22 protein-coding genes are annotated in these 25,926 nt (G+C 75.6%); 12 read left to right on the top strand and 10 right to left on the bottom strand.

What is annotated here, in order from left to right; all coding sequences use genetic code 11:
* The first annotated feature begins 120 nt into the window (after positions 1-120).
* Positions 121-2,790, top strand: coding sequence for a SpoIIE family protein phosphatase (locus tag ACIQGZ_RS16115; protein WP_402602295.1), 2,670 nt, complete (start codon positions 121-123; stop codon positions 2,788-2,790).
* A 47-nt stretch (positions 2,791-2,837) separates the two neighbouring features.
* On the opposite strand, the gene ACIQGZ_RS16110 is transcribed toward ACIQGZ_RS16115, so the two are convergent.
* The gene (locus tag ACIQGZ_RS16110) at positions 2,838-4,274 is read right to left on the bottom strand and encodes an MFS transporter (protein ID WP_402602293.1); all 1,437 of its coding nucleotides are present in this window, start codon (positions 4,272-4,274) and stop codon (positions 2,838-2,840) included.
* Positions 4,271-5,218 carry a nucleoside hydrolase gene (locus ACIQGZ_RS16105; protein WP_402602292.1) on the bottom strand — a complete coding sequence of 316 codons (948 nt, stop codon included), beginning with the start codon at positions 5,216-5,218 and terminating at the stop codon, positions 4,271-4,273. The genes ACIQGZ_RS16110 and ACIQGZ_RS16105 overlap by 4 nt, the downstream gene beginning before the upstream one ends.
* Before the next feature lie 378 nt (positions 5,219-5,596).
* On the opposite strand from ACIQGZ_RS16105, the gene ACIQGZ_RS16100 reads away from it, so the two are divergent.
* The 3 genes from ACIQGZ_RS16100 (at position 5,597) to yaaA (ending at position 8,491) form a co-directional block, all read left to right on the top strand.
* Positions 5,597-6,697 (top strand): LacI family DNA-binding transcriptional regulator, encoded by a 1,101-nt coding sequence (locus ACIQGZ_RS16100; protein ID WP_402602291.1) that lies wholly within the window; start codon positions 5,597-5,599, stop codon positions 6,695-6,697.
* The gene (locus ACIQGZ_RS16095) at positions 6,694-7,614 is read left to right on the top strand and encodes a ribokinase (RefSeq protein ID WP_402602289.1); all 921 of its coding nucleotides are present in this window, start codon (positions 6,694-6,696) and stop codon (positions 7,612-7,614) included. Before ACIQGZ_RS16100 ends, ACIQGZ_RS16095 begins: the two co-directional genes overlap by 4 nt.
* Positions 7,615-7,693: 79 nt before the next feature.
* Entirely contained in the window at positions 7,694-8,491 is a 798-nt protein-coding gene (gene yaaA / locus ACIQGZ_RS16090; protein WP_402602288.1) for a peroxide stress protein YaaA, read from the top strand.
* 76 nt (positions 8,492-8,567) lie between these two features.
* Here yaaA and ACIQGZ_RS16085 read toward each other — a convergent pair whose 3' ends face one another.
* Genes ACIQGZ_RS16085 through ACIQGZ_RS16070 form a run of 4 tightly spaced genes read right to left on the bottom strand, consistent with a single transcriptional unit; the run spans position 8,568 to position 12,638 of the window.
* Entirely contained in the window at positions 8,568-9,767 is a 1,200-nt protein-coding gene (locus ACIQGZ_RS16085) for a bifunctional RNase H/acid phosphatase (protein ID WP_402602287.1), read from the bottom strand.
* A 4-nt stretch (positions 9,768-9,771) separates the two neighbouring features.
* Positions 9,772-10,515 (bottom strand): zinc ribbon domain-containing protein, encoded by a 744-nt coding sequence (locus ACIQGZ_RS16080; RefSeq protein WP_402602384.1) that lies wholly within the window; start codon positions 10,513-10,515, stop codon positions 9,772-9,774.
* A 30-nt stretch (positions 10,516-10,545) separates the two neighbouring features.
* The gene (locus tag ACIQGZ_RS16075) at positions 10,546-11,385 is read right to left on the bottom strand and encodes a Nif3-like dinuclear metal center hexameric protein (protein WP_402602285.1); all 840 of its coding nucleotides are present in this window, start codon (positions 11,383-11,385) and stop codon (positions 10,546-10,548) included.
* Between the two features lie 53 nt (positions 11,386-11,438).
* Complete coding sequence (locus tag ACIQGZ_RS16070; RefSeq protein WP_402602283.1) at positions 11,439-12,638, bottom strand: 4-hydroxybenzoate 3-monooxygenase; 1,200 nt, start codon at positions 12,636-12,638, stop codon at positions 11,439-11,441.
* Between the two features lie 372 nt (positions 12,639-13,010).
* Between ACIQGZ_RS16070 and ACIQGZ_RS16065 the strand changes: the two genes are divergently transcribed.
* On the top strand, positions 13,011-15,035 hold the full coding sequence (locus ACIQGZ_RS16065; RefSeq protein ID WP_402602282.1) for an alpha/beta hydrolase family protein: 2,025 nt from the start codon (positions 13,011-13,013) through the stop codon (positions 15,033-15,035).
* 261 nt (positions 15,036-15,296) lie between these two features.
* Complete coding sequence (locus tag ACIQGZ_RS16060; protein WP_402602280.1) at positions 15,297-15,509, top strand: hypothetical protein; 213 nt, start codon at positions 15,297-15,299, stop codon at positions 15,507-15,509.
* Between the two features lie 78 nt (positions 15,510-15,587).
* Here ACIQGZ_RS16060 and ACIQGZ_RS16055 read toward each other — a convergent pair whose 3' ends face one another.
* On the bottom strand, positions 15,588-16,667 hold the full coding sequence (locus ACIQGZ_RS16055) for an alcohol dehydrogenase catalytic domain-containing protein (RefSeq protein WP_402602278.1): 1,080 nt from the start codon (positions 16,665-16,667) through the stop codon (positions 15,588-15,590).
* Positions 16,668-17,025: 358 nt separating this feature from the next.
* Here ACIQGZ_RS16055 and ACIQGZ_RS16050 point away from each other — a divergent pair, with 358 nt between their 5' ends.
* From ACIQGZ_RS16050 to ACIQGZ_RS16030, 5 genes are all read left to right on the top strand, one after another.
* Positions 17,026-17,694 carry a class I SAM-dependent methyltransferase gene (locus ACIQGZ_RS16050; RefSeq protein WP_402602277.1) on the top strand — a complete coding sequence of 223 codons (669 nt, stop codon included), beginning with the start codon at positions 17,026-17,028 and terminating at the stop codon, positions 17,692-17,694.
* Between the two features lie 86 nt (positions 17,695-17,780).
* Positions 17,781-19,229, top strand: a complete 1,449-nt coding sequence (locus tag ACIQGZ_RS16045; RefSeq protein WP_402602275.1) for a hypothetical protein — start codon at positions 17,781-17,783, stop codon at positions 19,227-19,229.
* 7 nt (positions 19,230-19,236) lie between these two features.
* Positions 19,237-20,277, top strand: coding sequence for an N-acetylmuramoyl-L-alanine amidase (locus ACIQGZ_RS16040; protein WP_402602273.1), 1,041 nt, complete (start codon positions 19,237-19,239; stop codon positions 20,275-20,277).
* Between the two features lie 64 nt (positions 20,278-20,341).
* Complete coding sequence (locus ACIQGZ_RS16035; protein ID WP_402602272.1) at positions 20,342-21,325, top strand: hypothetical protein; 984 nt, start codon at positions 20,342-20,344, stop codon at positions 21,323-21,325.
* Between the two features lie 119 nt (positions 21,326-21,444).
* On the top strand, positions 21,445-21,714 hold the full coding sequence (locus tag ACIQGZ_RS16030; RefSeq protein ID WP_402602271.1) for a hypothetical protein: 270 nt from the start codon (positions 21,445-21,447) through the stop codon (positions 21,712-21,714).
* A 26-nt stretch (positions 21,715-21,740) separates the two neighbouring features.
* On the opposite strand, the gene ACIQGZ_RS16025 is transcribed toward ACIQGZ_RS16030, so the two are convergent.
* The 3 genes from ACIQGZ_RS16025 to ACIQGZ_RS16015 all read right to left on the bottom strand — a co-directional run bounded on the left by ACIQGZ_RS16025 (position 21,741) and on the right by ACIQGZ_RS16015 (position 25,053).
* Entirely contained in the window at positions 21,741-22,850 is a 1,110-nt protein-coding gene (locus ACIQGZ_RS16025) for a prenyltransferase (protein ID WP_402602269.1), read from the bottom strand.
* The gene (locus tag ACIQGZ_RS16020; RefSeq protein WP_402602268.1) at positions 22,847-23,581 is read right to left on the bottom strand and encodes a methyltransferase domain-containing protein; all 735 of its coding nucleotides are present in this window, start codon (positions 23,579-23,581) and stop codon (positions 22,847-22,849) included. The genes ACIQGZ_RS16025 and ACIQGZ_RS16020 overlap by 4 nt, the downstream gene beginning before the upstream one ends.
* A gap of 113 nt (positions 23,582-23,694) precedes the next feature.
* Entirely contained in the window at positions 23,695-25,053 is a 1,359-nt protein-coding gene (locus tag ACIQGZ_RS16015) for a glycosyltransferase family 4 protein (RefSeq protein ID WP_402602266.1), read from the bottom strand.
* Positions 25,054-25,223: 170 nt separating this feature from the next.
* On the opposite strand from ACIQGZ_RS16015, the gene ACIQGZ_RS16010 reads away from it, so the two are divergent.
* Positions 25,224-25,832 carry a TetR family transcriptional regulator gene (locus ACIQGZ_RS16010; protein ID WP_402602265.1) on the top strand — a complete coding sequence of 203 codons (609 nt, stop codon included), beginning with the start codon at positions 25,224-25,226 and terminating at the stop codon, positions 25,830-25,832.
* Positions 25,833-25,926 lie beyond the last annotated feature (94 nt).

The following is a 25,926-nucleotide window of genomic DNA, read 5'->3' as shown; positions in this document are numbered from 1 at the left end:
TTAATCATTGTGACCATACAACCATTCTGTGGAGATCGCCAGCCGCCCATATGATGTGAATGCCATATATACGGATGAAATCGTTGGAACACGGACATCTGCGAAAGGGCGAGGCGCACCATGGCGAAGGGCGGTGAGCGCAACCGGTACGACGCCATCACCCGGCTGCTCTCCTGCACCGACCCCAACACCCTGCTGCACACCCTGGTCCACGCCGGCCTCGCCGACATCGGCGCCCGCGCCGGCGCCGTCTACCTGGTGCAGGACGACGGCTGGCTGCGCCTGGCCGCCGCTCTCGGGGTGGAGCCGCACCTGCTGACCGACCGCCGCCTGCTGCCGCCCGACCACGATCTGCCGATCGCCCGGGTGGTGCGCACCCGGCAGCCCGTGTACGCCCCCACCGAGGCCCACCACCAGGCGTTCCCCAGCGTGGTGAAGATGGACAGCGGCAATGTCTCCTTCGTCGCCGTCCCGCTGCTGGCCGACGACCGCTGCCTGGGCTCGATCTTCATCGGCCTGGACCGGCCCTGGGCGTTCGACGAGACCGACCGCGCGGCGCTCGCCACCATGACCGCCGTCTGCGCGCACCGGCTGGAGTACCTGCTCTCCCACACCCGCCCCGGCGGCCCCGGCGGCAGCCGCGCGATCTGGATGCTGGACGCCCAGGCCCGCGCCGCCCGGCTGGAGCTGGCCATGTCGGCCGCCGGCACCGGCGCCTTCGACTGGGAGCTGCACAGCAACACCCTGATCTGGGACGAGCGGCTCTGCCGGATCTTCGGCCTGGAGCCCGCCGCCTTCGACGAGCGGGCCGAGACCTTCATGAACGCCATCCACCCCGACGACCGGCAGCTGGTGCGCAAGAGCCAGGCGGCGGCCATCGCGGCGCGCGGCGACTACCGGGCGGTGTACCGGATCGTCCGCCCCGACCGGGAGGTGCGCTGGGTGGACGCCAAGGGCCGGGTGGTCTCCGACGCCCTCGGCCACCCGGTGCGGATGGTCGGGGTGGCGCACGACTGCACCGAGCAGCAGCGGCGCGAGGAGCGCGAGCAGGCGGCCAAGGACGCCCAGCGAGCCCGCGAGCGGCTGATCATGCAGGTGACCCGCGCCCTGTCCCAGGCATCCACCGTGGACGAGGTGGTGTCGGTGATGACCGGCACCGCGCTGCCCGCGCTGAGCGCCGACGCCCTGGTGGTGCACCTGGACGACGGCGGCCTGCTGCGCCTTGCGGGGGCCGCCGGGTACGGCGAGGCGGCGCGCGAGCGGCTGCGTACGCTCGACCGGGGGGTGCGCTCCCCGATGTCCCGGGCGCTGGCCGCCGGTACGCCGCTCTTCTTCGAACAGCCCGACGCGTACGCCGCCGCCTTCCCCGACCCCCCGCACCACCAGGAGCCCGGCCAGCGGGCCTGGGCGGTGCTGCCGCTCACCGCCGCCGACCGGACGGTCGGCACCTGCCAGATCGCCTTCAGCCGGCCGCACCGCTTCAGCGCCGACGACCGCACCCTCTACACCGCGCTGGCCGGCATCCTCGCCCAGTCGCTGGAGCGGGCCCGCCTCTTCGACCAGGAGCGGCGGCGGATGACCGAACTCCAGCGGGTGATGCTGCCCCGGCGGCTGCCCGAGTTGCCCGGCCTCGCCGTCGCGGCCCGCTACCTGCCCGGCTCGGAGGGCATGGAGGTGGGCGGCGACTGGTACGACGTGCTGCCGCTGCCCGACGGCCGGGTGGGCCTGGTGATCGGGGACGTGCAGGGGCACTCCACCCGGGCGGCGGCGGTGATGGGCCAGCTGCGGATCGCGCTGCGGGCGTACGCGGCCGAGGGGCACGACCCGGCGACCCTGATGAGCCGTACCAACCGGCTGCTCTGCGGCATGGACACCGACCTCTTCGCCACCTGCTGCTGCGTCGAGCTGGACCCGCTCGACGGCACCGCCCACGTGGTGCGGGCCGGCCATCCGCACCCGCTGCTGCTGGGCGCCGACGGCCGGGCGGGCGAGCTGGAGGTGCCCGGCGGGCTGCCGCTGGGCCTGGACCCCGCCGAGGAGTACCCGGTCAGCCGGATCGTGCTGCCGCCCGGCGCCCTGCTGCTGCTGCACACCGACGGCCTGGTGGAGAGCCGGGACCAGGAGTACGGCGCGGCGGTGGCCGAGCTGGCCGGGCTGCTCCAGCGCTGGGCCGCCTCCGCCGGGGCCGACGACGCCGCCGGGCTGCCCGACCGGCGGCACGGGGTGCAGCGGCTGGCCGACCGGGTGGCCGGACCTGCGGCGGCCCGATCCGCGCGGGAGGACGACATCGCGCTGCTGCTGGTGCTGCGCACCCCCGACCCGGACGCGGCGCCGCCGCTGGCGGCGGACTGGCGGATAGCCGCCGGCGACCTGCGGGGGCTGGCGGACGCGCGGCGCGGCCTGCGGCGGCGGCTGGTCGAGTGGGGGCTGTACTCCATCGCCGGGGACGCGGAGCTGCTGGCGGCGGAGCTGCTGAGCAACGCGGTGCTGCACGCGGGCGGCGATGTGGAGCTGACGGCGCGGCTGGACGGGGACGTGCTGCGGGTGGAGGTGCTGGACAGCAGCCGGCACCGGCCCCGGCTGATGCCGGGCGACCACCACGCGCTCGGGGAGCCCGGGGAGCCCGCCGCAGAGGGCGGCGGCGCGGTGGAGGGGTGGGTCGAGGACGGGCGGGTGCCGGTCAGCGGACGGGGGGTGCGGCTGGTGGACGCCTTCGCGGAGCGCTGGGGGTGGGAGCCGCTGGGCGACCGCAAGGCGGTCTGGTTCGAGCTGCGGGCGGACAAGGGGTGAGCCGGTACGGGCCCGGGGGTCGCATCCCCGGGCCCGTACCGGAGGGCTCACTCCGTTGCCTCCGCCTCCACCGGCTTCGGGATCAGGAACGACGTCCCGATGGCGACGGCCATGATGACGACACCGGCGATCATGCCGCCGGTGTATCCGGTGGCCGACGTCGGGTCGGCGGGCGCGACCGCCGTCTGGACCGCGTACAGCAGCGCGAAGCTGAGGCCCGCACCGAGGTTGAACGCGCCCGCGTTCAGGCCGGGCAGGAAGCCCGGGTTGTCATCGGGCGAGAGCACGATGCCCAGGCCGTTGAGCACGATGTTGCCCACGCCCGCGTAGGTGAGACCGACCAGCAGCGAGCAGACCAGCAGCATCGCGTGCGAGTGCGAACCGAGGGTGAGGATGGTCAGCACCACGGCCAGCACCGCCCCGACCAGCCCGAACCGCAGCACCCGGCGGTAGCCGTAGGTGGCGGCGAGCCGCCCGGCGAACGGGCCCATGGCGAGCCCGGCCAGTGCGTACGGCGTGAGCGTCCACCAGGCGGACGACTCGGCGGACATGCCGAGTCCGGCCTGCGCGTCCTGGGCGAACGCGGGGATCAGCCCGTTCATCACGGCGAAGACACCGGTCATGGTGAGCAGGGTGGTCAGCAGGGTCGCCCAGGTGCCGCGCTGCTTGAGGTGCCGGGTGGCGACCAGCGGGTGCCTGCTGCGCTCCTGGGCGCGCCAGAACAGCCCGAAGGCGATCACGCAGACGACGGTCAGCACCGCGACCAGCGTCCAGTTGGCGTCGCCGAGCTTGCCGGCCTCGTTGAGCGCGATGAGCAGCGATCCGACCGACACCACCAGGAAGGCCACTCCCGGCCAGTCCATCCGGCTGGCGACCGCCGCCTTGGACTCGGGGGTCATGACGGCGACCAGCAGCGTGGCGATGGCCGCCACGACGGCCATGGCCCAGAAGACGGCCCGGAAGCTGTAGTGGTCCGCGAGGTAGCCGCCGCCGAGGGCGTCGACCCCGGCGATGCCGCCGTTGACGGCGGTGATGGCGCCCAGCAGGGTGCCGTACCGCTTGGGTTCGCTCACCTCGACCCGCAGCATGATCAGGCAGAGCGGGACGACCGGTCCCGAGGCGCCCTGGATGAGGCGCCCGATGAACAGCACGGTCACATTGGGGGCCAGCGCGGAGACCACGCAGCCGATCACCATCATCGCCAGCATGCCGGTGAGCACCCGGCGGCGGCCGATGATGTCGCCCAGTCGGGGCAGGAAGAGCGAGAAGAGGGCCGCCGAGGTGAAGAACGCGGTCTGGGTGAGCCCGATCTCGGCCGAGCTGGCGGAGAAGGAGTCCTGGATGCTCTTCAGCGCGGGGCTGAGCATGCTCGCGTTGAGCTGGAAGGCGACGCAGGCCGCGAGGAGGGCGGCGAGCAGCACCCCGACCCGGGTGCCGCGGCCGGCGGTGGCGCCGCCGGGGCGCTCGATGGTGGGAGTGCTCATGCCTGGACGTCGCCGATCCGCTTGAGGGCGTCCACGACGAGGTTCCAGAACCGCTCGTGGTCGAGCTTGACGGCGACCTGGGTGTGGCAGTCGGCCGGGGCGGGCGACCGGAAGTCCGCCACGGTCATGCCGAGGGTCAGCCCGCCGGTGAGCTCGATGTCCACCGGGGCGCGGCGCACCGTCATCACGCTGGGGTCGATCACATAGGCGACCGCGCACGGGTCGTGCACGGGCGGGTGCTCGAAGCCCTGCGCCTCGCGGTAGGTGGCGCCGAAGAAGTCCAGCAGCTCCAGGACGAACCGGGCCGGGGCGGTGCCGACGGCGGCGATCTTCTCGATCACCTCGGGGGTGGCCAGCGCCTGGTGGGTCAGGTCGAGGCCGACCATGGTGACCGGCCAGCTCTCGTTGAAGACGATGTGCGCGGCCTCGGGGTCGATGATGATGTTGAACTCGGCGACCGCGCTCCAGTTGCCCTCGTGGTAGCCGCCGCCCATCAGCACGACCTCGCGGACCCGGGAGGCGATCCGGGGCTCCTTGCGCACGGCCATGGCGATGTTGGTCAGGCCCGCCGTCGGGACGATGGTGATCTCGCCGGGCTCGTGGGACATCACGGTGTCGATGATCAGGTCCACGGCGTGCCGCCGGTCCAGGGCGAGCGTCGGCTCCGGCAGCACCGGTCCGTCGAGCCCGGTCTCGCCGTGGATGTCCGGGGCGTTCTCGATGGCCCGCACCAGCGGGCGCGGACAGCCGGCGGCGAAGGGCACACCGGTGATGCCGGCGATGCGCGCCACGGACAGGGCGTTGCGGGTCACCTTCTCCAGCGTCTGGTTGCCGACCACGGTCGTGACGGCGACCAGCTCGATGTCGGGGTTGCCGTGTGCCAGCAGCATGGCGATGGCATCGTCGTGCCCGGGGTCGCAGTCGAGGATGATCTTTGTAGGCACGGTAGAGCCCCTTCGCTCAGCTGAACGGTGGTGAGTCGGCCCCCCGGGCGGCGGCCCCGTGGAGGGCGCCGGAGCCGGCGGGCACACCGGTACGTCCCCGGCCGCAGGGCGGGGACCCTGCGGTGGCGGAGACCCGGATCGGCGTGACGGTGACGCCGGCTGGGAAATCGTTCTCCCGAAAACCATGCGCAACGGTATGCCCGATGTCAATGCCCGTATTCTCAAATGTCAGGTCAAGTTTGCGACACGGTCGATCGTACGGTCGATCGTGGCCCTACTCGCTGGGAGACGATGGTGATAACGTTTGCCGCCAGGTTGGGGTCAGCGCTGCCCGCCCGCCCCGGGCCCAGGCGAACCCAGCGAGGAGGGGGTCGGCAGATGGCGACCGAAGTCACCCTGAAGGACGTGGCCCGCCTGTCGGGCTGCTCCGTGGCCACGGTGTCCCGGGTGCTGGCCGGCACCCGCCCGGTCGGCGCCGAGACCGCCCGCCGGGTCCGGGAGGCGGCCGAGAGCCTCGGCTACCGTCCCAACCAGGTGGCCCGCGCCCTGCGCAGCCGCTCCACCGGCACCATCGGTCTGGTCCTCCCGCAGATCACCAACCCGTTCTTCCCCTCCCTGGTACGTGAGCTGGAACACGCCCTGCACGCCGGAGGGCGCGCCGTACTGCTGGCCGACTGCGACGACGATCCCGCCATCGAGGCGGCCCGGATCTCCGCCCTGCTCGACCGGCAGGTGGACGCCCTGCTGGTCATCCCGGTGGACGAGAAGCGCAGCCGGGCGGCGGTGACGGCCGCCGCCGCGCGCGTGCCGCTGGTGCTGCTGGACCGGGCCTGCGGGCCGGGCGTCGCGGACTCGGTCGGCATCGACAACGCCGCCGGCATGGCCCTGGTCCTGGAGCACCTGGCCGCCACCGGCCGCCGCCGCATCTGCTTCGTGGGGGCGGCGGGCACCAACTCGGCCGCCGTCGAGCGGCGCGCCGCGTACGAGGCGGGCGTGGCGGCCCTGGACCCGCAGGCTCCCGGCCGGGTCGAGCTCGGGGACTTCTCGGTCGCCTGGGGCCGGGCAGCGGTCGACCGGATCTGGCCGGACCGGCCGGACGCCATCGTCTGCGCCAACGACCTCATCGCGCTCGGCGCGCTGCGGCGCCTCCAGCAGCTCAGCGTGGACGTCCCCGGCGAGGTCGCCGTCACCGGCTTCGACGACATCCCGATAGCGACCCTGGCCGACCCCGACCTGACCACCGTCCGCCAGCCGTCCGGCGAGCTGGCCGCCGAGGCCGCCCGGCTGCTCGACCAGCGGCTGGCCGACCAGCGACCGGCCGACCAGCGACCGGCCGACCAGCGACCGGCCGACGGGCGGCCCCGCTCGCCCCGGGCCATCCGGCTCGCCCCCCAACTTGTCATCCGTGCCTCGAGCGCACCCGGCACCACCGGGGCCACGGGCGCCCGCAGTACCCGCACCACAGAGGAAGTCCAGTGATCGCAGTCGTCGGAAGCCTGAACCTCGATCTGGTCACCCCGGTCCCCAAGCACCCGGTGCCGGGCGAGACCGTGCTCGGCGGGGACATCGCCCAGCACCCCGGCGGCAAGGGCGCCAACCAGGCCGCCGCCGCGGCCCGGCTCGGCGGCCGGGTGGCCTTCATCGGCCGGGTCGGCGACGACGACGCGGCCGAGGTGCTGCTCGGCGCGGCGCGCGGCGAGGGCGTGGACACCACGCACATCGTGCGCACCCCCGGGGTGCCCACCGGCCGTGCGCTGATCTCCGTCGACCCGGCGGGCGAGAACTCCATCGTGGTCAGCCCCGGCGCCAACTCCCGGCTGTCCGCCGCCGACTGCGAGGCCGCCGGCGACCTGCTGCGGCGGGCCCGGGTCACCGTCCTCCAGCAGGAGGTCCCGGACGAGGCCAACCACGCGGCGGCGCGGCTGGCCGGCGGCATCGTGCTGCACAACCCGGCCCCGGCCGCCACCGGCGTGGTCCCGCCGCCGCAGGTGGACATCCTGGTCCCCAACCGCACCGAGCTGGCGGCCCTCACCGGCACCCCGGTGCCCCGGACCATCGACGAGGTGGCGGCCTCGGCCCGCAAGCTGACCGGCGCGGGCGCGGTGATCGTCACCCTCGGCGGCGACGGGGTGCTGCTGCTGGAGGGCACCGCACGGCTGCACATCCCGGCCTTCGCCGTCCGGCCGGTGGACACCACGGCGGCCGGCGACTCCTTCTGTGGCGCGCTCGCCGTCGCCCTGGCGGAGGGCCGCACCCTGGAGCAGGCCGCCCGCTGGGCCTGCGCCGCCGCCGCGATCAGCACCACCCGCCCCGGCGCCCAGCCCTCGCTGGCCCGCCGCGACGAGGTGGACGCCTTCCTCGCGGCCCGGTCCGGCCGGGAGCCGCTGAGCGCCTGACCTGGGCTCCCGGCCCCGCGCGGTCCGGTGGTGCGTAGGGTGAGGGCGCTCAGGTCGTCCGGATTCGAGGAGTACCGCCGTGCTTGTCCTGCTGCCGCCGTCCGAGGGGAAGGCCGGGTCGGGGGAGGGCGCGCCGCTCGACCTCGCCGGGCTGTCTCTGCCCGCGCTGAACCCGGCCCGGACCGCCGTACTGGACGCCCTGGTGGCGCTCTGCTCCGCCGAGGACCAGGCCCCGGCCATGGCCGCGCTCGGCCTCAGCCCCGGTCTGCGCGGCGAGCCGGCCCGCAACGCCGCGCTGCGCACCGCGCCCGCGCTGCCCGCCGACCGGCTCTACACCGGTGTGCTGTACGACGCGCTGGACCCCGCCTCGCTGGGCGCGCCCGCCCGGACCCTGGCGCAGCGGTCGCTGCTGGTCGTCTCCGGGCTGTGGGGTGCGCTGCGGCCCGGCGACCGCATCCCCCCGTACCGCTGCTCGATGGGCGTGAAGCTGCCGCCGCTGGGCCCGCTCGGCACGTACTGGCGCAAGGCCCTGGGCGAGGTGCTGCCGGGGGTCGCCGGGTCGGGTCTGGTGCTGGATCTGCGTTCGACGGCGTACGCGGCGGCCTGGCGGCCGACCGGGGAGGTGGCGGCCAGGACCGCGACCGTGCGGGTGCTGCACGAGCGGGAGGTCGGCGGGGTGGCCAAGCGGTCGGTGGTCAGCCACTTCAACAAGGCGACCAAGGGTCGGCTGGTGCGCGACCTGCTCCAGGCGGGGGCGGAGCCGGCGGACCCGGCCGAGCTGGTGGCGGCGCTGCGCGACCTCAAGTACACCGTGGAGGAGCAGCCGGCCGCCGCCGGGCAGCCGCTGCGGCTGGACGTGGTGGTCACCGAGCTGTGAGCGGCGGGGCGGGGGCCGGGCCCCCGCCCCCCGGTCCGTGCTCCCCGGTCCGTGCTCCCCGGTCAGGGCTCCCCGGTCAGCGCAGGTGGCCGGTGTCGTTGAGCAACCGCAGCGAGGTGTTGCCGTCGGCGTAGTACTGGACGACGGACAGCGCGGCGGCGGAGAGCTCCATCCGGAACAGCGACTCGGGCGGGGCGCCGAGCGCCAGCCGTACCAGGGTCTTCACCGGGGTGACATGGGTGACCAGCAGCACCGTCCGCCCGGCATAGCGGGCCAGCAGCTTGTCCCGGGAGACGGCGACCCGGCGGGCGACGGCGGCGAAGCTCTCGCCGCCGGTGGGCGCGGCCTTGGCGGAGGCCAGCCAGGCGGCCAGGTCGTCGGGGTAGCGCTGCTGCACCTCGGCGAAGCTCAGCCCCTCCCAGGCGCCGAAGTCGGTCTCCCGGATGCCCTCCTCGATCCGCACCTCCAGGCCGAGCCGCCCGGCGACGGCCTCGGCGGTCTGCCGGGCGCGCTTGAGCGGGGAGCTGACCACCGCCTGGACGGTGCCCCGGGCGGCGAGCGCGGCGGCGGCCCGCTCGGCCTGCCACAGCCCCTTGTCGGACAGCTCGGGGTCGCTGCCGCCGCTGCCGGAGAACCGCTTCTCCGGGGTGAGATGGGTCTCACCGTGCCGCAGCAGGACGAAGGTGGTGGCGGTACCGGGGTCGGCGGCCCAGCCGGCCGGGCGGGCGGCCGGCTGCGGCTCCTCGGCGGGGGCGGTGGCCACGGGGGCGGGGTCCGCGGGGGCGACGGCCAAGGGGGCGACGGCCGCCGCGACCGACCGGTCCGCCGGTAGCGCGACGGCGCGCGGCTCCCACTGGCGGCCCGCCTTGCCCGCGTCCATGGCCTCGTTGGCGAGCCGGTCGGCGTCCTTGTTGCGCTCGCGGGGAATCCAGCTGTACGAGACCTGGGAGCGCGGGAAGACGGTGCGGGCCTCGGCGGCGAGCGGCTGCATGTCCGGGTGCTTGATCTTCCAGCGGCCGGACATCTGCTCGACGACCAGCTTGGAGTCCATCCGGACGGCGATCTCGGCGTCCGGGTCGATGGCGTGCGCGGCGCGCAGCCCGGCGATCAGGCCCCGGTACTCGGCGACATTGTTGGTGGCGCGGCCGATGTACTCGGCGGCCTCCGCGATGATCGCCCGGGTGTCGCCGTCGCGGACCACCGCGCCGTAGCCGGCTGGCCCCGGGTTGCCCCGGGAGCCGCCGTCGGCCTCGACGATGAGCTTGCGGGTCGCCATGGCGTCAGATGCCGGAGTCGGCGGTGCGGACCAGGATGCGGCCGCAGTTCTCGCAGCGGACCACGGCGTCCTTGGGCTCGGCCTTGATCGCGTTGAGGTCGGCGGTGGAGAACTCGACCCGGCAGCCCTCGCAGCGCCGCTGGAAGAGCCGGGCCGCGCCGACGCCGCCCTGCTGCTCGCGCAGCCGGGTGTAGAGCTTCAGCAGGTCGGCGGGGATGACGGCGGCGACGGTCTCCCGCTCGCGGGTCACCTTGGCGGCGTCGGCGTCGATCTCGGCGTACCCGGCGTCGCGGCGGGCGGTGGCCTCCTCCAGCACCACGGTGGCGTGCTGGAGGCGGGCGGTCAGCTCGGTGACCCGGCCCTGGGCGGACTCCAGGCGCTCCATGATCTCCAGGACGACGTCCTCCAGGTCGGACTGCCGCCTGGCGAGCGAGCCGATCTCGTGCTGGAGGTTCTCCAGGTCCTTGGGCGAGGTGACGGCGCCGGAGTCCAGCCGCTGCTGGTCGCGGGCGGCGCGGGTGCGGACCTGGTCCACGTCCTGCTCGGCCTTGGCCTGCTCGCGGGTGGTGTCACCGAGCTGGGTCTCGGCGGCCACCACCAGGTCGCGCAGCGCGCTGTGGTCGGCGGTGGCCCGCTCGATCTCGGCGTGCTCGGGCAGGCTGCGGCGTTGGTGCGCCAGCCGGTCGAGGCGGGCGTCGAGGGCTTGCAGGTCCAGCAGGCGGATCTGGTCGGCGGGCGCGGCGTTCAGCGGAAGCTCCTGGAATCGTGGGGTGGAGGGTCAGTCGGTGGGGTACGGCATCGGCGCGTGGGCCGTCCACGGGTCGGTGACCAGCTGGGAGACCCTGGTCCGCAGCGCCCAGCCGCGCCGCTCGGCGGCGCCGGCCAACTCGCGCTCGGCCAGCCGCAGCCAGGGCCACTCGGTGGCCCAGTGCGCGGCGTCGACCAGGGCGACCGGGGCGGCCTCGGCCGCCTCGGAGGCGGGGTGGTGCCGCAGGTCGGCGGTGAGGTAGGCGTCGACCCCGGCGGCGCGGACGGCGGCGAAGAGGCCGTCGCCGGAGCCGCCGCACACCGCGACCCGGGAGACGGCCCGGTCGGGGTCGCCCGCGATCCGTACGCCGGCGGCGGTGGCCGGGAGTCCGGCCGCCACCCGGGCGGCGAAGGCGGACAGCGCTTCGGGGGCGGGCAGTTCACCGATCCGGCCGGTGCCGCGCCGCCCCGCGGGGTCGGTCGGGTCCGGCAGCAGCGGGCCGGTGACCCGCAGGCCGACCGCCTCGGCGAGGGCGTCGGAGACGCCGGGGTCGGCGTGGTCGGCGTTGGTGTGCGCCACGTGCAGGGCGATGCCGCCGCGGATCAGGGTGTGCACGACGCGGCCCTTGAAGGTGGTCGCCGCGACGCTGGTGGTGCCGCGCAGATAGAGCGGGTGATGGGTGAGGACCAGGTCGGCGCCCCACTCCACCGCCTCGTCCGCGACGGCCTGCACCGGGTCCACGGCCAGCAGGACGCGCCCGACCTCGGCGTCGGGGTCGCCGCAGACCAGGCCCACGGCGTCCCAGGACTCCGCCCACTGCGGCGGGTAGAGCTCGTCGAGCACGCTGATGACGTCGGACAGTTTGGGCACGGGGTCGAGATTACCGCGCATGGCGGACGTTCCCCGCCCCGGCCGTCGCCGGTTCAGGCCAGCCCGGCCATCAGCTCGGCGAAGGCCCCGGCGGCGGCGCGCGAGGAGCAGAGCCGGTCCAGCCGGGCGCGGGCCAGCCGGCGGCGGAACGGCCCGGCCAGTGAGTCGTCCCCGGCGTCGTGCACCATCTCGGTCATCCAGCGGGAGAACTCCTGGTAGTTCCAGGCCCGTTGCAGGCAGACCTCGGAGTAGGAGCGCAGCCCGCTGTCGTCGCCGTGGACGTGGTCGCGTACCGCGCGGGCGAAGACCTCGGCCTCGTACAGCGCGAGGTTCATCCCCTTGCCGCCCATCGGCGCGATGATGTGGGCGGCGTCCCCGACCAGGTGGAGGCGGCCGTGGTGCATCGGCTCGTGCACCACGCTGCGGAGCTGGAAGACCTCTTTCTCGGTGATCGGGCCGGCCACCGGCTCCGCGACGGACAGCCGCAGGGCCAGCTGCTCGCGGATGCGCTCGTCGGGCCAGTCGTCGGCGCTGTCGCCGGGCGGGCACTGGACGTAGTAGCGGCTGGAGTGCGGCCCGCGCCCGAAGTGCGCGGCGAAGCCGTGCTCGCTGACGCCCAGCAGCGGGTGGCGCGGCGGCGGGGAGTCGGCGAGGACGGTCAGCCAGGCGATGCCGTGGTCGAAGGGGTAGGCGGTGAGGGCGCCGTCGGGTAGGGAGGCGCGGCTGACGCCGTGGTCGCCGTCGCAGCCGGCCACCAGCTCACAGCTGATCTCGTGCCGGACGCCGTCCGCAGCGCGGTAGCTGACCACCGGGCGGTCGGCGGCCGGGTCGTCGATGGCGACGTCCGCCGCCTCGAACCGCAGGTCGCCGCCGTCCTCCAGGCAGGCCGCGATCAGCCGCTGCACCAGGATCTGCTGTGGGCAGAGCCGGGCGGTGAGGCCCTCGGTGGAGTCGGCCTCGTCCAGCAGCCGGCTCTCGCCGTCCACCCGGAACTCCAGCAGGCCGTCGTGCGGGAAGCCGCCGACCACCCGCTCGCCCAGCCCCCACTCCTCGAACATCCGCACGGCGCGGTGCTCCACGATGCCGGCCCGCTGCCGCTGCTCGACCCGGGCGCGCGACTGCCGTTCCAGCACCACGCAGCCGATGCCCAGCCGCAGCAGCAGATTGGCGACGGTCAGCCCGGCCGGACCGCCCCCGATCACCACGACAGTCGTACTCTCCCGGACCATGCGTTCCCGGCCGATCCCCGTCATGCTGACCCCTCCACCCGGATCGAGGGCCTCAGCATAGCCGCCGGTCCCCTACCAGCTCAGCCCTTGACGCGGCGGCCGACGCGGGCGAAAAGCCCCGCCGATCACCCTTATGAGTGAAGGCGTCGGGAGGGCATTGAGCGTGCGTCGTCTCCGGTCGTACCTTCGGTGCTGCGAGGGGCGGGAATGGGCGGTATGGGTCAGGGGGACCGGAAATGCGGCCGTTCCCGCCCCTCGCCTCCGAGACCGCCGTGCACCGGCGCCGGCCGTCAGAGCCCCGCAGTACAGACCCACTCAGTACAGACCCCCGCCGCCGGACCCCCGCCGCGCCGGACCCGCCGGGACCGGACCGAACCCCACCCAGGCAGCCGCCCCATGACCATCGCCGCCCGCACCGCCGCCCAGGCCCTGCGCCGCGTCAGCTTCACCTTCGCCGCCGACGGCTCGCACGCCGCCTGCCTGGCGGCCGCCGACGGCGGCGGCTGGTACCCGGAGAGCTGGCGACTGGGCACCGACGGCGGCGGCTGCCTGCCCACCCCGCTGCCACCGCCCGGCAACCGCACGGAGAGCCCGCACTCCCCCCTGCTGTCGCTGCCCGACGGCCGGGTGCTGATCGCCAGACAGGGCGGCGACCGCTGCGAACTGGCCGTGCTCTCCCCCGCCGGCCCCTGGGAGCAGCGCGAGCCGGCCCCCGCCGCCGAGCGGGCCGCCGGGGTGCTGCGCACCGCCGACGTACGGCTGCTCCCGCTGCCCGCCCCGGTGGCTGCCGCCACCCGCAGCGCGCCGGTGGCCGTCGCGCTGACCTGCGACGGACGGCCGACCACCGCCGTCTGGCTGATCCGCGCGGACGGCAGCGCCCCGCAGCGGGCCGCCGAGGTCCCCGGGCTGTACGGCGGCGGGGTCTGGCTCGACCGCGAAGGGCGGCTGCTCGCCCTGGACCGGCTGGGGGACGCGGACGGCCTGGTCAGAAGCGTGGCGCTCGACCTGGTCGAGGGCACCGTGGCGCCGCTGCTGGAGATCTCCGAGCGCAGCAACGACCGGCTGGTCCTCTTCGACCCGGACACCCGGCTGGCCGTGGTCCGCAGCGACGCCTCCGGCACCGACCGGCTGGGCTGGGGCGTCCTCGGCGCGCAGCAGCCGCTGCGCTTCCCGGACTGCCTGCACCTGCCCGGCACCCTGCTGCGCCCGATCGCGGTGGAGCCCGCCGCCACCCGGGGCCCCGGCCCCCGGTCCGCCGCCGAGCTGCGGATCGCGGTGCAGCTGGACCGGGGCGCCGGCTCCGCGCTGGCGGTGTGGCGGCCGGCCGGCGGGCGGCTGGAGCCGCTGCCGGTGCCGCCCGGCCGCCTCGGCGCCGTGGGCCACTGGTCGCCGGCCGGCCTGCGGATGCCGTACTCCGCGCCCGACAGCCCGCCCGCCATGGCCACCCTGGACCTGGCCGCGCAGCTGGACCTGCGCCCGCCGCCGCCCGCCACCCCCGCCGCCACCACCCTGCCCGCCCCGCCGGTACCGCCCCGGCCCACCGTCACGGTCGTCGTCCCCGGCCCCCGGCAGCTGCCCGCCGCCGCCCGGAGCTGGCGGCTCGACGGCAGCGCCGCGCCCGGCGACGGCGGCCGCTGGCACCCGGCCCGAGCGGTCCAACTGCCCGGCGCGGCCGGGCCGATGGAGGCGGTGGTGTACGGCGGCGACGCCTGGGCCACCGCCGCCCGGCTGGTGGTGGCGCTGCACGGCGGCCCGGCGGACGCCTGGCGGCTGGAGTTCGACCCCACCCTCCAGCGGATGGCCGCCGAGGGCCTGGCGGTCGTCGCCCCCAACCAGCGCGGCAGCAGCGGCTACGGGGAGGAGCACTCCCGGTGCCTGCACGGCGCCTGGGGCGGCCCCGACCTGGAGGACGTCCTCTGCCTGCTGGCGGATCTGGCGCGGCGCCGGGCGGCGCTCGGCCTGGAGCCGCCGTCGCTCTTCGGCGTCAGCTACGGCGCGTTCCTGGCCCTGCTCACCGTCTGCCACGCACCCGCCGGGCAGGTGGCGCGGTGCGCCGTGGTCGCGCCGTTCCTGTCCGGCGCCGGGCTGCTCGCGGAGGGCACCGCCCCGGTGCGGGAGCTGACCGCCAGGCTCGGCGGCGGCGATCCGATCGACGACGAGCGCGGCCCGCGCGATGTGCTGCGGCTGTGCGGCCGGATCAGCGCGCCGCTGCTGATGGTGCACGGCGACCGGGACGAGGTGGTGCCGGTCGGCCAGTCCCGGGCGCTGCGGCGCGAGCTGCTGCGGATCGGGCGGGCGGAGGGCGTCGACTTCCGGTACGTGGAGGCGGCGGGCGCCGGGCACGAGGTGCTGGCGGAGGAGGGCGCGCCGGTGCTGCGCGAGCTGCTGGCCGGGTTCCTGCGCACCGGGCGGCCCAGCTGACACACCGTCAGTTGCGCTTTCGGGCGGGCCGATCGACGGCGCGACACCGGTTGGATGACGATTCGGTCTACGCGTGCGACGGCTGCGGCCGCCTGGGTAGGGTGATCCTTCCGAGCGGTCGCCGCGGTGACCCGGTACCGGCCTCCGGTCCCGGCTCTCCGGCGTGCCCGGCCGGCCTCTGCCACCCGTTCCTTCCCGGGCAGGCCGCGGGGCCCGCGCGTACCGGTGCGCCGCAATGCACCATGAGCCCTCATCCCTCGCATGGAGAAGACGTATCTGATGTCCGAAGCCATCACCGACACCACTGAGAACCGCGCTGCCCAGGCAGCGGCTCCGGGCGCCGGGGCTGCCGGCCGGCACCGCGGACCCCTCACCCCGGCCGACGCCTCCGCGCCGCCGGAGGCCGCCCCGCTGCCGGAGGCCGGCCACGGCCGCCACCGCCGCGCGGGCGAGCAGTCCGCCGCCGGGGCGTGACCGCAGGCTCCCGCAGACCCGTTCCACGGCGGCGGCTCCGCACCCGCGCGGGTGCGGAGCCGCCGCGCGTACCGGCCGTCAGTCCAGGGTGACCACGGTCCGCAGGGACTCGCCGCTGCGCATCTGGGCCAGGGCGTCATTGACCGCCGCCAGCGGCACCCGGTGGGTGACCATGCCCTCCAGGTCGAGCCGCCCGGCCCGCCAGAGCCGCAGCACCAGTCCGACGGTGCGCCGCACCTCGCCACCCCCGTACAGGGACGGCAGGATGCGCTTCTCGTTGAAGAACAGTTCGCCCAGGTCGAACGCCACCCGGTCCTCGCGCGACCCGGCCCCGACCACCACCACGGCGCCGCCGCGCCGGGCGGCGTCATAGGCGGCCCGTACGGTGTCGGAGCGCCCGACCACCTCGAAGACCTGGTCGAAGCCGCCCTCGGTGAGCCGCTTGCCCGCGTCCCGCAGTTCCTCGGGGGCGACGGCCTCGGTGGCGCCGAAGGCCAGCGCCCGTTCCCGGCGGGAGGCGACCGGGTCGACGGCCACGATCCGCGCGGCGCCGCAGAGCCGGGCGCCCTGGATGGCGGCCACGCCGACGCCGCCGCAGCCGAGCACGGCCACCGAGGCGCCGGGCTCGACCCTGGCGGTGTTGACCACCGCGCCGACGCCGGTGGTGACCCCGCAGCCGACCAGCGCCGCCACCTCGAACGGCACATCGGCCGGCACCTTGATGACGCTGTCGGCGGCGACCACCGTCTCCTCGGCGAAGGCGCCGACGCTGTAGAAGCCGTACAGCCCGGTGCCGCCGGCGAAGCGGAAGCCGGGGGTGCGCAGCCGGCCGAGCCCGAGGGTGCACAGCTGCCCCTGGCCGCGCCGGCAGTGCGGGCAGTCGCCGCAGGACGGCATCCAGCAGAGCACCACCCGGTCGCCCGGGGCCACCCCGGTGACGTCCGCGCCGACCTCCAGCACCTCGCCCGCGCCCTCGTGGCCCGGCACGAACGGGGCGGGCTGCGGCAGCACACCGCTCATCGCGGAGAGGTCGGAGTGGCACAGGCCGGCCGCCCGCAGCCGGACCCGGACGCCGTCGGGGCCCAGCGGCGCCGTCTCGACGTCGTCGCGGACGTCGAGCGTCCGGTGGCCGATCTCATGGAGGACCGCTGCGCGCACGTGCTGCTCCCGTCCCGGGGGTGGCGGTGCGGCGGGCGGTGGACCCCGGCGCGGCCGTCCGCACCTGCGGCCGCGCCGGGGTGGTCCGCTCGGCCGGGGCCGCCGATCGCGGGGCGGCCCGGCACGCGGTCCGGGGCACGGGCCCATGTATAACGCATCGGGCAGCTGCCCGGCACCCCTCCTACCGGCCGGTAACCTCGGGCGGCCGGGCGGGTGCCGCCGGATCACCCGGCGGGTAGGGTCCCCGGAAGGCGGCGCACCGGAACCGCCGGCCACGACCAGGGCCCGCGTTCAGGGACCACGTTCAGGGACCACGTTTCAGCGGCCGCCTGCGGGCGGCGGGACCAGGGAGCACGAGATGGCGCACCACCTCCGGGGCAGCAGCGGTACGGCGGCACGCCCGGCGCCGGAGGTGCTGGCCTCCTTCGAGGCCGCGACGGGCTTCATGCCGGTGGACGAGGGCGTGGCAGTGTACGCGGCGGCGGTGGAGGCCGCCACCCGTACGGGGCTGCCGCTGCTGGAGATCGGCAGCTACTGCGGCCGCTCCACCATCCTGCTCGCCGCCGCCGCGCGGGAGGCCGGCACGGTGGCGCTGACGGTGGACCACCACCGGGGTTCGGAGGAGCAGCAGCCGAGCTGGGAGTACCACGACAGCACGCTGGTGGACCCGGAGGTGGGCCGGATGGACACCCTGCCGCGCTTCCGCCGCACCCTGCACGCGGCCGGTCTTGAGGACCACGTGATCGCCCTGGTCGGGCGGTCGCCGCAGGTCGCGGCGGTGTGGGGGGCGCCGGTGGGGCTGGTCTTCATCGACGGCGGGCACACCGACGAGCATGCGACGGCCGACTACGAGGGCTGGGTGCCGCATCTGGCGGCGGGCGGCCTGCTGCTGATCCACGATGTCTTCCCGGACCCGGCGGACGGCGGCCAGGCACCGTACCGGGTCTGGCTGCGGGCGCTGGCGGAGGGCTTCACGGAGGTCTCGGTGACCGGTTCGCTGCGGGTGCTGCGCCGGTCCGGCGGGTGAGCGGAGCCGTACGGGAGGCCCGGCGCCCGGTACGGTGACCCGTACGGCGGCGCAGGTGGGCCGCCGTGGCCGAGCGGGGAGGCGGGATGGCGAACGACGAGGAGAGCGCACCGGCGGTCTGGGACCCCACGGCGCGCGGCGGGGCCGGCGGCTGGGTGCGGCGCGGCGACCCGCGTACGCATCAGCTGCGCAAGCCGCCCGCGCCGGACGCCCCGGACGGCCCGGACGGCGCTGCGCCCCCGCCGGGCGGCCGCCCGTACCTGCCCACGTCGTTCGACACCCCCGCGCTGCCGGACGACGACCAGCCGACCGCGCTGCTCCCCCCGACCGCGCCACCCCCGGCCGACGACCAGCAGACCGCACTGCTCCCGCCGACCCCGGCCGGGCCGCCGCCCGCCGCCGCCGACCGCCCCGGGCCACCCGGCCCCGGCCTCGACCGGCAGCCGCCCGCCGAACCACCCACCACGACCTACCGCCCCGGACCACCCTCCGCCCCCACCCAGACCCCCGGATACGGCTACCCCCAACCAGGCCCGTACGCCGGACCACCACCCGCCGCCACCTACCGCCCCGGGCCACCCGGCCCCGGCCAGGCCCCCGGCCTCGACCGGCAGCCGCCCGCCGAACCACCCACCACGACCTACCGCCCCGGACCACCCAGCGCCCCCGCCGGACCACCACCCGCCCCCACCCAGACCCCCGGATACGGCTACCCCCAACCGGGCCCGTACGCCGGACCACCACCCGGGTACGGCTATCCGCAGCAGTCGTACGGCGGACCGCCGCCCGGCTACGGCTATCCCCCACCGGCCGAGCCGGAGGCCGGGGAGCCGCCGCGCCGCAGCCGGACCCCACTGGTGGTGACCGTGGTCGTGCTGGTGGCCGCCATGCTCGGCGGCGGGCTGGTGTGGCAGCTGGTCGGCCGACCCGACGACAGCGGCAAGGCGGCGGCCGGGCCGTCCGCCACCGCCCCGCAGCCGCCGCCCGACCCGCAGAGCGCCCCGCCGCAGTCCCCGTCCCCCGACGACTCGACCGACGCGGAGGACTCCGCGAGTCCGAGCGCCGACCCGGCGGCGGCCGAGCAGCAGGCCAAGGCGCTGGACGCCCTGCTGACCAGCAACGCCGGCGCCCGCCAGCAGGTCGGCAACGCGGTGGCCACCGTGGAGAGCTGCCCGGAGGCCGGCGCGTTGCAGAACGCCGCCAAGGTCTTCCCGCAGGCGGCCGCCCAGCGTGAGCAGCTGATCGGCCGGCTGGACCGGCTGGACCTCAGCGCGCTGGACGGCGGCCCCGACGCCGCGCAGCTGCTGCGTACGGCGTGGCAGCAGTCCGCCGACGCCGACCGCGCATACGCCAAGTGGGCCGACTCGGTGGTCAGCGGCGGCTGCCCGGACGGCAGCGCACCCCGGACCGCCGACCGGAACCGGGGAGACAGCATCAGCGGCCAGGCCACCCGGAGCAAGCAGTCCTTCGTCACCGCCTGGAACCCGATCGCCAACCGGTACGGCCTCGCGTCGCGCACCGGAGATGGGATCTGACCGGATCGTGCCCCTCACTCCCGAAACCCCCGACAGCTCCGACACCCCCGAGCCGGACGACGACGCCCTCTTCGGCGCGCCGTACGGCGAGCTGCGCCCCCGCCGCTCCCCCACCGCCCGGCTGCTGATCGCGCTGGCCGTGCTGGCGCCGACCTGCTTCGCCGGCTGGCTCGGCTGGCAGGCGGTGGCGGGCGGCGCCCCGGCCACCCCGGCCGCCGCAGCCACCACCCAAGCCGCCCCGGTCACCCGAGCCGACCCGGCCACCCCGGCCACCCCGCCCACCGAAGCGCCACCGACCCCCCAGAGCGCCCCCACCCCGCACCCCACCACCGCCGCCCCGACGGCGGCGGGCCGCGCCCCGGCCGACCGCCCGCTGAAGGGCCGTACGGTGGTGCTGGACCCGGGCCACAACCCGGGCAACGGCGCGCACACCGCGCAGATCAACCGCACGGTGGACATCGGCGGCAGCCGCAAGGAGTGCGACACCACCGGCACCGAGACCGACGCCGGCTACCCCGAGGCGTCCTTCACGCTGGACGTGGCGCGGCGGGCGCGCAAGATCCTCCAGGCCGAGGGCGCCAAGGTGGTCTTCACCCAGGACGGCGACCGCCCCTGGGGGCCGTGCGTGGACGAGCGGGCCGAGATCGGCAACCGGGCGCACGCCGACGCGGCGGTGTCGGTGCACGGCGACGGCGGGCCGGCCGCCGGGCACGGCTTCCATGTGATCCTGCCGGCCCGGGTGGTGTCCGGGAAGGCCGACACCGCGTCGATCACCGACCCGTCGCGCCGGCTGGGGCTGCAACTGCGGAACAGCTTCGCGGCGGCGACCGGCGAACCGCTCTCCAGCTATCTGGGCCAGGACGGCATCGACGTCCGGGGCGACCTCGGCGGGCTGAACCTGTCCCGGGTGCCCAAGGTGTTCATCGAGTGCGGCAACATGCGCAACGCCACCGACGCCCGGCACATGACGGACCCCCGGTGGCGCCAGCGGGCGGCGCAGGGGATCGCCGACGGCCTCACCGCCTTCCTCACCGGCAAGGGTCGCTAGGCTCTTGGCCCGTTCGGACATCAACCACACCGACCACGACACACACGACCGAGGGGAACCGTCCGTGAATCTGCGCTCTCTGACTCGGGGAGACGCCGCCGTCGCCGTCGGGGCACTGCTGCTGCTCATCGCGTCCTTCCTGCCGCTCTACTCGATCGACGGTGAGTGCAAGAACGACACGGTCGACATCTGCTCCTACAACACCTGGCACAGCGGTTTCCTGCTGCACCTGGCCACCGTGGTCCTCGCCGGGCTCGGCGCCGCCGCGCTGATCCTGCTCGCCCGCTTCCAGGGCGAGGCCGCGCAGTCGCGGCAGATCGCCGGGCTGAAGCTCGGCCAGTGGGGCGTCGCGCTGGCCGCGTTCGCCGTGTGGAGCGGGCTGTGGTCCCTCTTCACCAACGGCGCCGGCTACACCGCCGCCTTCCCCGGCAGCGACTCGGGTGCCGACCACATCAACCACGGCTTCGGCGCCTACCTGGCCTTCATCGGCGTGCTGGTCATCGGGGTGGGCGCCGTCGCCACCCCGGTGGTCCCGGCGCTCCAGGCCAAGCTGCTCTCCGACCGTCCGGCGCCCGCCCCGCAGCAGGGCGGCTACCCCGGCGGCCCGCAGGGCGGCTACCCGGGCGGCCCGCAGGGTGGCTACCCCGGTGGCCCGCAGCAGGGCGGCTACCCGGGCGGCCCGCAGAGCGGCTACGGCTACCCGGCTCCGCAGCACGGCGGCGCCCAGCAGTGGGGCGCCCCGCAGCCGCAGGGCCCGGGGGCGCACCAGCCGCAGGACACCCCCTTCGGCGGCCCGGCCCCCACGCCCACGCCCACGCCCGCCCCGGCGACGGCGGCGGCGGCGCCGAGCTTCGCGCCGTTCTGGTTCGCCGTCCCCGCGCCGCGCCCGCTGGCGCCGGAGGACAACCCGGCGGGCCCGCCGGTCGGTGAGCTGACCCCCGGCACCTGGTACCTGGCCGTGGAGCAGCGCGGCGCGGCCCTGGTCGCCCAGTTGCAGGACGGCCGGCGCGGGCTGCTGGCCGACACCTCGGGCATCCAGCGGGGCTGACCCGCAGTCACCTGAACCACCGTGGCCGGAAGGCTGTCGGGCGGGCCGGAGCGATCCGGCCCGCCCGACTGCCGTAGCGGGCCGGGTTTGCCGACCGTACGGCGGGCAAGGCGCCCGGCATGAGCGGTCTCTCACGTCTCGTCTGGCTGCTGGCCAACACGGCGGCGGCGATCCTGGTGATCTGGATCGTGCTGTTCCTGTTGGACGCGGACCGGGCCAATGACGTCGTCCACTGGTTCCACCGCGCCGCCAACTGGCTGGCGACCTGGTCGCGCGGCCTGTTCCATCCCGACAACGCCAAGCTGCGCACCACCCTCGACTACGGCGTGGCCGCCGTGGTGTACGCGGTGGTGGGGGCGCTCGCGGCGCGCACCGCCCGGCGCGGCTGAGCACCGGGCCGGGGCCTGGCCGTACGTCAGGTGCGGCTGCCGCCCCGGGCCTCGCAGCAGTCGGCCACCGCCAGCCCGGTGGGCAGCCGGTCGCCGCCGAAGACGGTGCCGGTGGCGTGGTCGCCGCCGAGCGCGGCGACCGCGAGCAGCAGTGACCCGGCCGTCCAGGTGGTGCGCTCCTCGGGCCAGAAGGCGTCGTCCTCGAAGACGTACCCGGTCCAGTACGAGCCGTCGTGGTGGCGCAGGCGCTGAATCCAGCGCAGGATGTCCAGCGCCCGGTCGGACTGGCCCACCGCCCAGAGCGCCAGCGCCAGTTCGGCGCTCTCGCCGCCGGTGACCCAGGGCCGGTCCGAGACGCAGCGCACCCCGAACCCCGGGACGACGAACCGGTCCCAGCCCTCGGTGATGCGCTGCTGGGCCGCCGGGCCGCGCAGCGCGGTGCCGAGCACCGGGTAGTACCAGTCCATGGAGTAGCGGCCCTTGTCGAGGAACCGCTCCGGGTGGTGGGCGACGGCGTGGGCGAGTCGGCCGGCGGCCAGCTCCCAGTCGGGCTGCGGCTCCTCCAGGTGGTCGGCGGCGGCCAGTGCGCAGCGCAGCGCGTGCAGGATGCTGGAGGAGCCGGTGAGCAGCGCCTCGGCCACGGCGGTGCCGTCCGCTTCCCGGCGCCAGCTGACGGCGCCGCCGGGCAGTTGCAGGCCGACCACGAAGTCGACGGCGCGGCGGACGGTGGGCCAGATGCCGTCCAGGAAGGTGTCGTCGCCGGTGCTGAGGTAGTGGTGCCAGACGCCGACGGCGATGTACGCGCAGAAGTTGGTCTCCTTGGCCAGGTTGTCGGGGGTGCCGCCGGTGTAGGAGGCGTACCAGGAGCCGTCGGCGTTCTGCGCCCCGGCCAGCCAGCGGTAGGCGGCCTCGGCGCTGCGGTGCTCGCCGGCCGCGTCCAGCGCCATGGCGGCCTCGGTGTGGTCCCAAGGGTCGAGGTGGCCGCCGCCGAACCAGGGGATGGCGCCGTCGGGCCGCTGGTCGGCCAGGATGGACCGTACGGTGGCGGCGGCCTGCCGGGCGTCCAGGACGCCGGGCAGCACCAGCGTCCCGGGGACGGCGGTCTCCTCGGCGGCGGTCTCCTCGGCGGCGGTCATGCGCGGCTCTCGCGGGGCAGCTGCGGCTTGGCCGCGTAGGCGACGAAGCTCTTGCCGATCAGCGGGTCGAGGGCGCTCTCCGCGAGCCGGGTGGCCAGCGGGCGCTTGACGATGTCCCAGACCAGCAGCTTGTGGTAGAGCTTCACCGGCAGTGCCTGGTCGTTGTCCACGCCGAAGGCGCACTTGAGCCACCAGTAGGGGGCGTGCAGGCCGTGGGCGTGGTGGGTGCCGTACGGGCGCAGTCCGGCGCCGCGCATCCGCTCCAGCAGTTCGGTGCCCCGGTAGATGCGGATGTGGCCGCCCTCCACCTCGTGGTACTCGTCGGAGAGCGCCCAGCAGATCTTCTCGGGCAGCCAGCGGGGGACGGTGACGGCGATCAGGCCGCCGGGGCGGAGCACCCGGACCATCTCGGTGAGGACGCCCTTGTCGTCCGGGATGTGCTCCATCACCTCGGAGATGATGATCTTATCAAAGGAGTCGTCCGCGAACGGCAGCGCCAGCGCGTCGCCCTCCATGGCGGTGGCGGAGGCGCCCGCCGGGGCCTCGCCCGCCTGCTCCATGGCGGCGAACCACCTTCTGACCTCGGCGATCTCCTCCGCGTTGCGGTCCAGCGCGATGACGTTCGCGCCGCGCCGGTAGCACTCGAAGGCGTGCCGGCCGCCGCCGCAGCCCAGGTCGAGCACCCGGTCGCCGGGGGCGAGCGGAAAGCGGGAGAAGTCGACGGTCAGCACTGCGGGGCTCCCATTCGTTGCTGCGGCGGCCGGTCCGGTAGCCGGGGGTGGGGGGTGCGTCGGGTCGGTCCGGCGGGGCGGCCGTACGGGGGGTCGGTACGGCCCGTCCGGGGTCAGACGTAGCGCCAGCCGCGCCCGGCGCGGGCCGACTGCCCGGCGCCGGTGGCGATGGCCGCCCGGTAGCGGTCGGCGGTGCGGGCGGCGGCGCGCTCCCAGGTGAAGCGGGTCAGCACCCGTTCGCGGCCGGCCGCGCCGATCCGGGTGCGCAGCGCCGGGTCGTCCAGCATCCGGCCGAGGGCGGCGGCCAGCGCGCCGGGGTCGCCGGGCGGTACGGCCAGGCAGGTCTCGCCGTGCCGGCCGGCCACCTCGGGGATGGCGCCGCCGGTGGTGGCGACCAGCGGGGTGCCGGTGGCCATCGCCTCGGCGGCGGGCAGCGAGAAGCCCTCGTACAGCGAGGGCACGCAGGCGACTTCGGCGGAGCGGTGCAGGTCGACCAGTTCGGCGTCGCTGATCCCGCTGCGGAAGGTGATGTGCTGCTCCAGGCCGAGGCGGCGGACCGCCTCCGCCACCGGGCCGTCCTCGCGGCTGCGGCCGACGACCACCAGGTGGGCGTCCCGCTCGGTGCGGACCTTGCCGAGCGCCTCGACCAGGTGGAGCAGGCCCTTGAGCGGCACGTCGGCGCTGGAGGTGGTGACGATCCGGCCGGGGACCACCGGTACCGAGGAGTCGGGGGACCAGAGCCGGGTGTCGGCGCCGATCGGCACCACGTCGATCCGGTCCGGGGCCACGCCCAGGTGCTGGACGATCTCGTCCCTGGAGCTGCCGGAGACGGTGACGATGTGCTCCAGCCGCCGGGCGACCCGGCGCTGCATCCGGGTGAAGGCGTACCAGCGGCGTACCGAGAGGCGGCGCTTCGGGTCGGCGGCCGACGCCAGCTCCAGTTCGCGGTCGACGGTTATCGGGTGGTGGACGGTGGTGACCAGCGGGAAGCCATACCGCTCCAGGCCGAGCAGGCCGTAGCCGAGGGTCTGGTTGTCGTGGACGACGTCGTAGCGGCCGCGCCGGGCGGCCAGGAAGCGGCGGGCCCGCAGCGAGAAGGTCAGCGGCTCGGGGAAGCCGCCGGTCCACATGGTGGCGACCTCCAGCAGGTCCACCGCGTCGCGGTACTCGCGCAGCCCGGGGGTGCGGAACGGGTCGGGCTCGCGGTAGAGGTCCAGGCTGGGGATCTCGGTGAAGGTGACCGAGCCGGGCCCCTCGACCCGGTCCAACACCGGGTAGGGCTGCCCGCCGAGCACCTCGACCCGGTGGCCGAGCCGGGCCAGCTCGCGGGAGAGGTGGCGTACGTAGACGCCCTGGCCGCCGCAGAACGGATTGCCCTTGTAGGAGAGCAGGGCGATCCGCAGCGGTCCTGCGGCCCGGTCATCCGGCGGACGGGAGAGCACATACCCCGACGATCGCGTCTGCGCGGTCACCCTTGGCTCCTTCTTCCCGTACCTCCCCGGCGGCCGAGCCAGGGGTAAAGTAGAACAGGTTTCAGTATGAACAGGTAGGAGAACACGAAGATACCGGTCCGTAGCTTCCCGCCCGGGGGCAGGGCTGGTGATTCGCGCCACGGTGTCGGCGGAGACGACAGGGGCCGCGCATGACGACCAGCACAGTCCAGGCTGCCAGGGCCGCCGGGCCGCCGCTCACCGAGCGGCAGCGGGAGCGGCGCCGCCGCATCCTGGGCGCGGCCGTCGCGCTGGCCCGCCGCGGCGGCTTCGACGCGGTGCAGATGCGGGAGGTCGCCGAGGGCTCCGGGGTGGCGCTCGGCACCCTCTACCGCTACTTCCCGTCCAAGATCCATCTGCTGGTCGCCACCATGCAGGACCAGCTGGAGCAGATGCTCGACCGGCTGCGCCGCCACCCGCCGGCCGGGGACGGCCCCGCCGAGCGGGTCACCGAGACCCTGATGCGCGCCTTCCATGCCCTCCAGCGCGAACCGCAGCTCGCGGAGGCCATGGTGCGGGCGCTGACCTTCGCCGACCGGTCGGCCGGCGCCGAGGTCGACCGGGTCTGCCGGCTCACCACCGCGATCATCCTGGACGCCATGGACCTGGACCGGCCGCCCACCGGGCCGCAGCGCGCCGCCGTCCGGGTGATCGAGCACACCTGGCAGTCGGCCCTGGTGACCTGGCTGTCCGGCCGCGCCTCCATCGCGGAGGTCCGCGCCGACCTGGAGACCGCCGCCCGGCTGCTCACCCTGGACTGAGCCCGCTGCCGGACGGGGCCCGGCGGGCCGCCGGTTAGAGTGGGTCCGCCCCGCCCGCACGCACCCCGTCCGGTACCGGACGCCCGGTACCGCT

This window comes from Streptomyces sp. NPDC092296 (genome assembly GCF_044755465.1).
GTDB lineage: Bacteria > Actinomycetota > Actinomycetes > Streptomycetales > Streptomycetaceae > Peterkaempfera.
Note: the sequence above shows the minus strand (reverse complement) of the source record. Positions and strands in the feature narration are given on the sequence as shown.

Bases quoted from the DNA above. Each gene is read 5' to 3' on its own strand.
- ACIQGZ_RS16115 (WP_402602295.1), top strand. From the start codon at position 121: ATGGCGAAGGGCGGTGAGCGCAACCGGTACGACGCCATCACCCGGCTG.
- ACIQGZ_RS16110 (WP_402602293.1), bottom strand. From the start codon at position 4,274: ATGAGCACTCCCACCATCGAGCGCCCCGGCGGCGCCACCGCCGGCCGC.
- ACIQGZ_RS16100 (WP_402602291.1), top strand. From the start codon at position 5,597: ATGGCGACCGAAGTCACCCTGAAGGACGTGGCCCGCCTGTCGGGCTGC.
- ACIQGZ_RS16085 (WP_402602287.1), bottom strand. From the start codon at position 9,767: ATGGCGACCCGCAAGCTCATCGTCGAGGCCGACGGCGGCTCCCGGGGC.
- ACIQGZ_RS16070 (WP_402602283.1), bottom strand. From the start codon at position 12,638: ATGACGGGGATCGGCCGGGAACGCATGGTCCGGGAGAGTACGACTGTC.
- ACIQGZ_RS16065 (WP_402602282.1), top strand. From the start codon at position 13,011: ATGACCATCGCCGCCCGCACCGCCGCCCAGGCCCTGCGCCGCGTCAGC.
- ACIQGZ_RS16060 (WP_402602280.1), top strand. From the start codon at position 15,297: ATGGAGAAGACGTATCTGATGTCCGAAGCCATCACCGACACCACTGAG.
- ACIQGZ_RS16050 (WP_402602277.1), top strand. From the start codon at position 17,026: ATGGCGCACCACCTCCGGGGCAGCAGCGGTACGGCGGCACGCCCGGCG.
- ACIQGZ_RS16045 (WP_402602275.1), top strand. From the start codon at position 17,781: ATGGCGAACGACGAGGAGAGCGCACCGGCGGTCTGGGACCCCACGGCG.
- ACIQGZ_RS16030 (WP_402602271.1), top strand. From the start codon at position 21,445: ATGAGCGGTCTCTCACGTCTCGTCTGGCTGCTGGCCAACACGGCGGCG.
- ACIQGZ_RS16025 (WP_402602269.1), bottom strand. From the start codon at position 22,850: ATGACCGCCGCCGAGGAGACCGCCGCCGAGGAGACCGCCGTCCCCGGG.
- ACIQGZ_RS16010 (WP_402602265.1), top strand. From the start codon at position 25,224: ATGACGACCAGCACAGTCCAGGCTGCCAGGGCCGCCGGGCCGCCGCTC.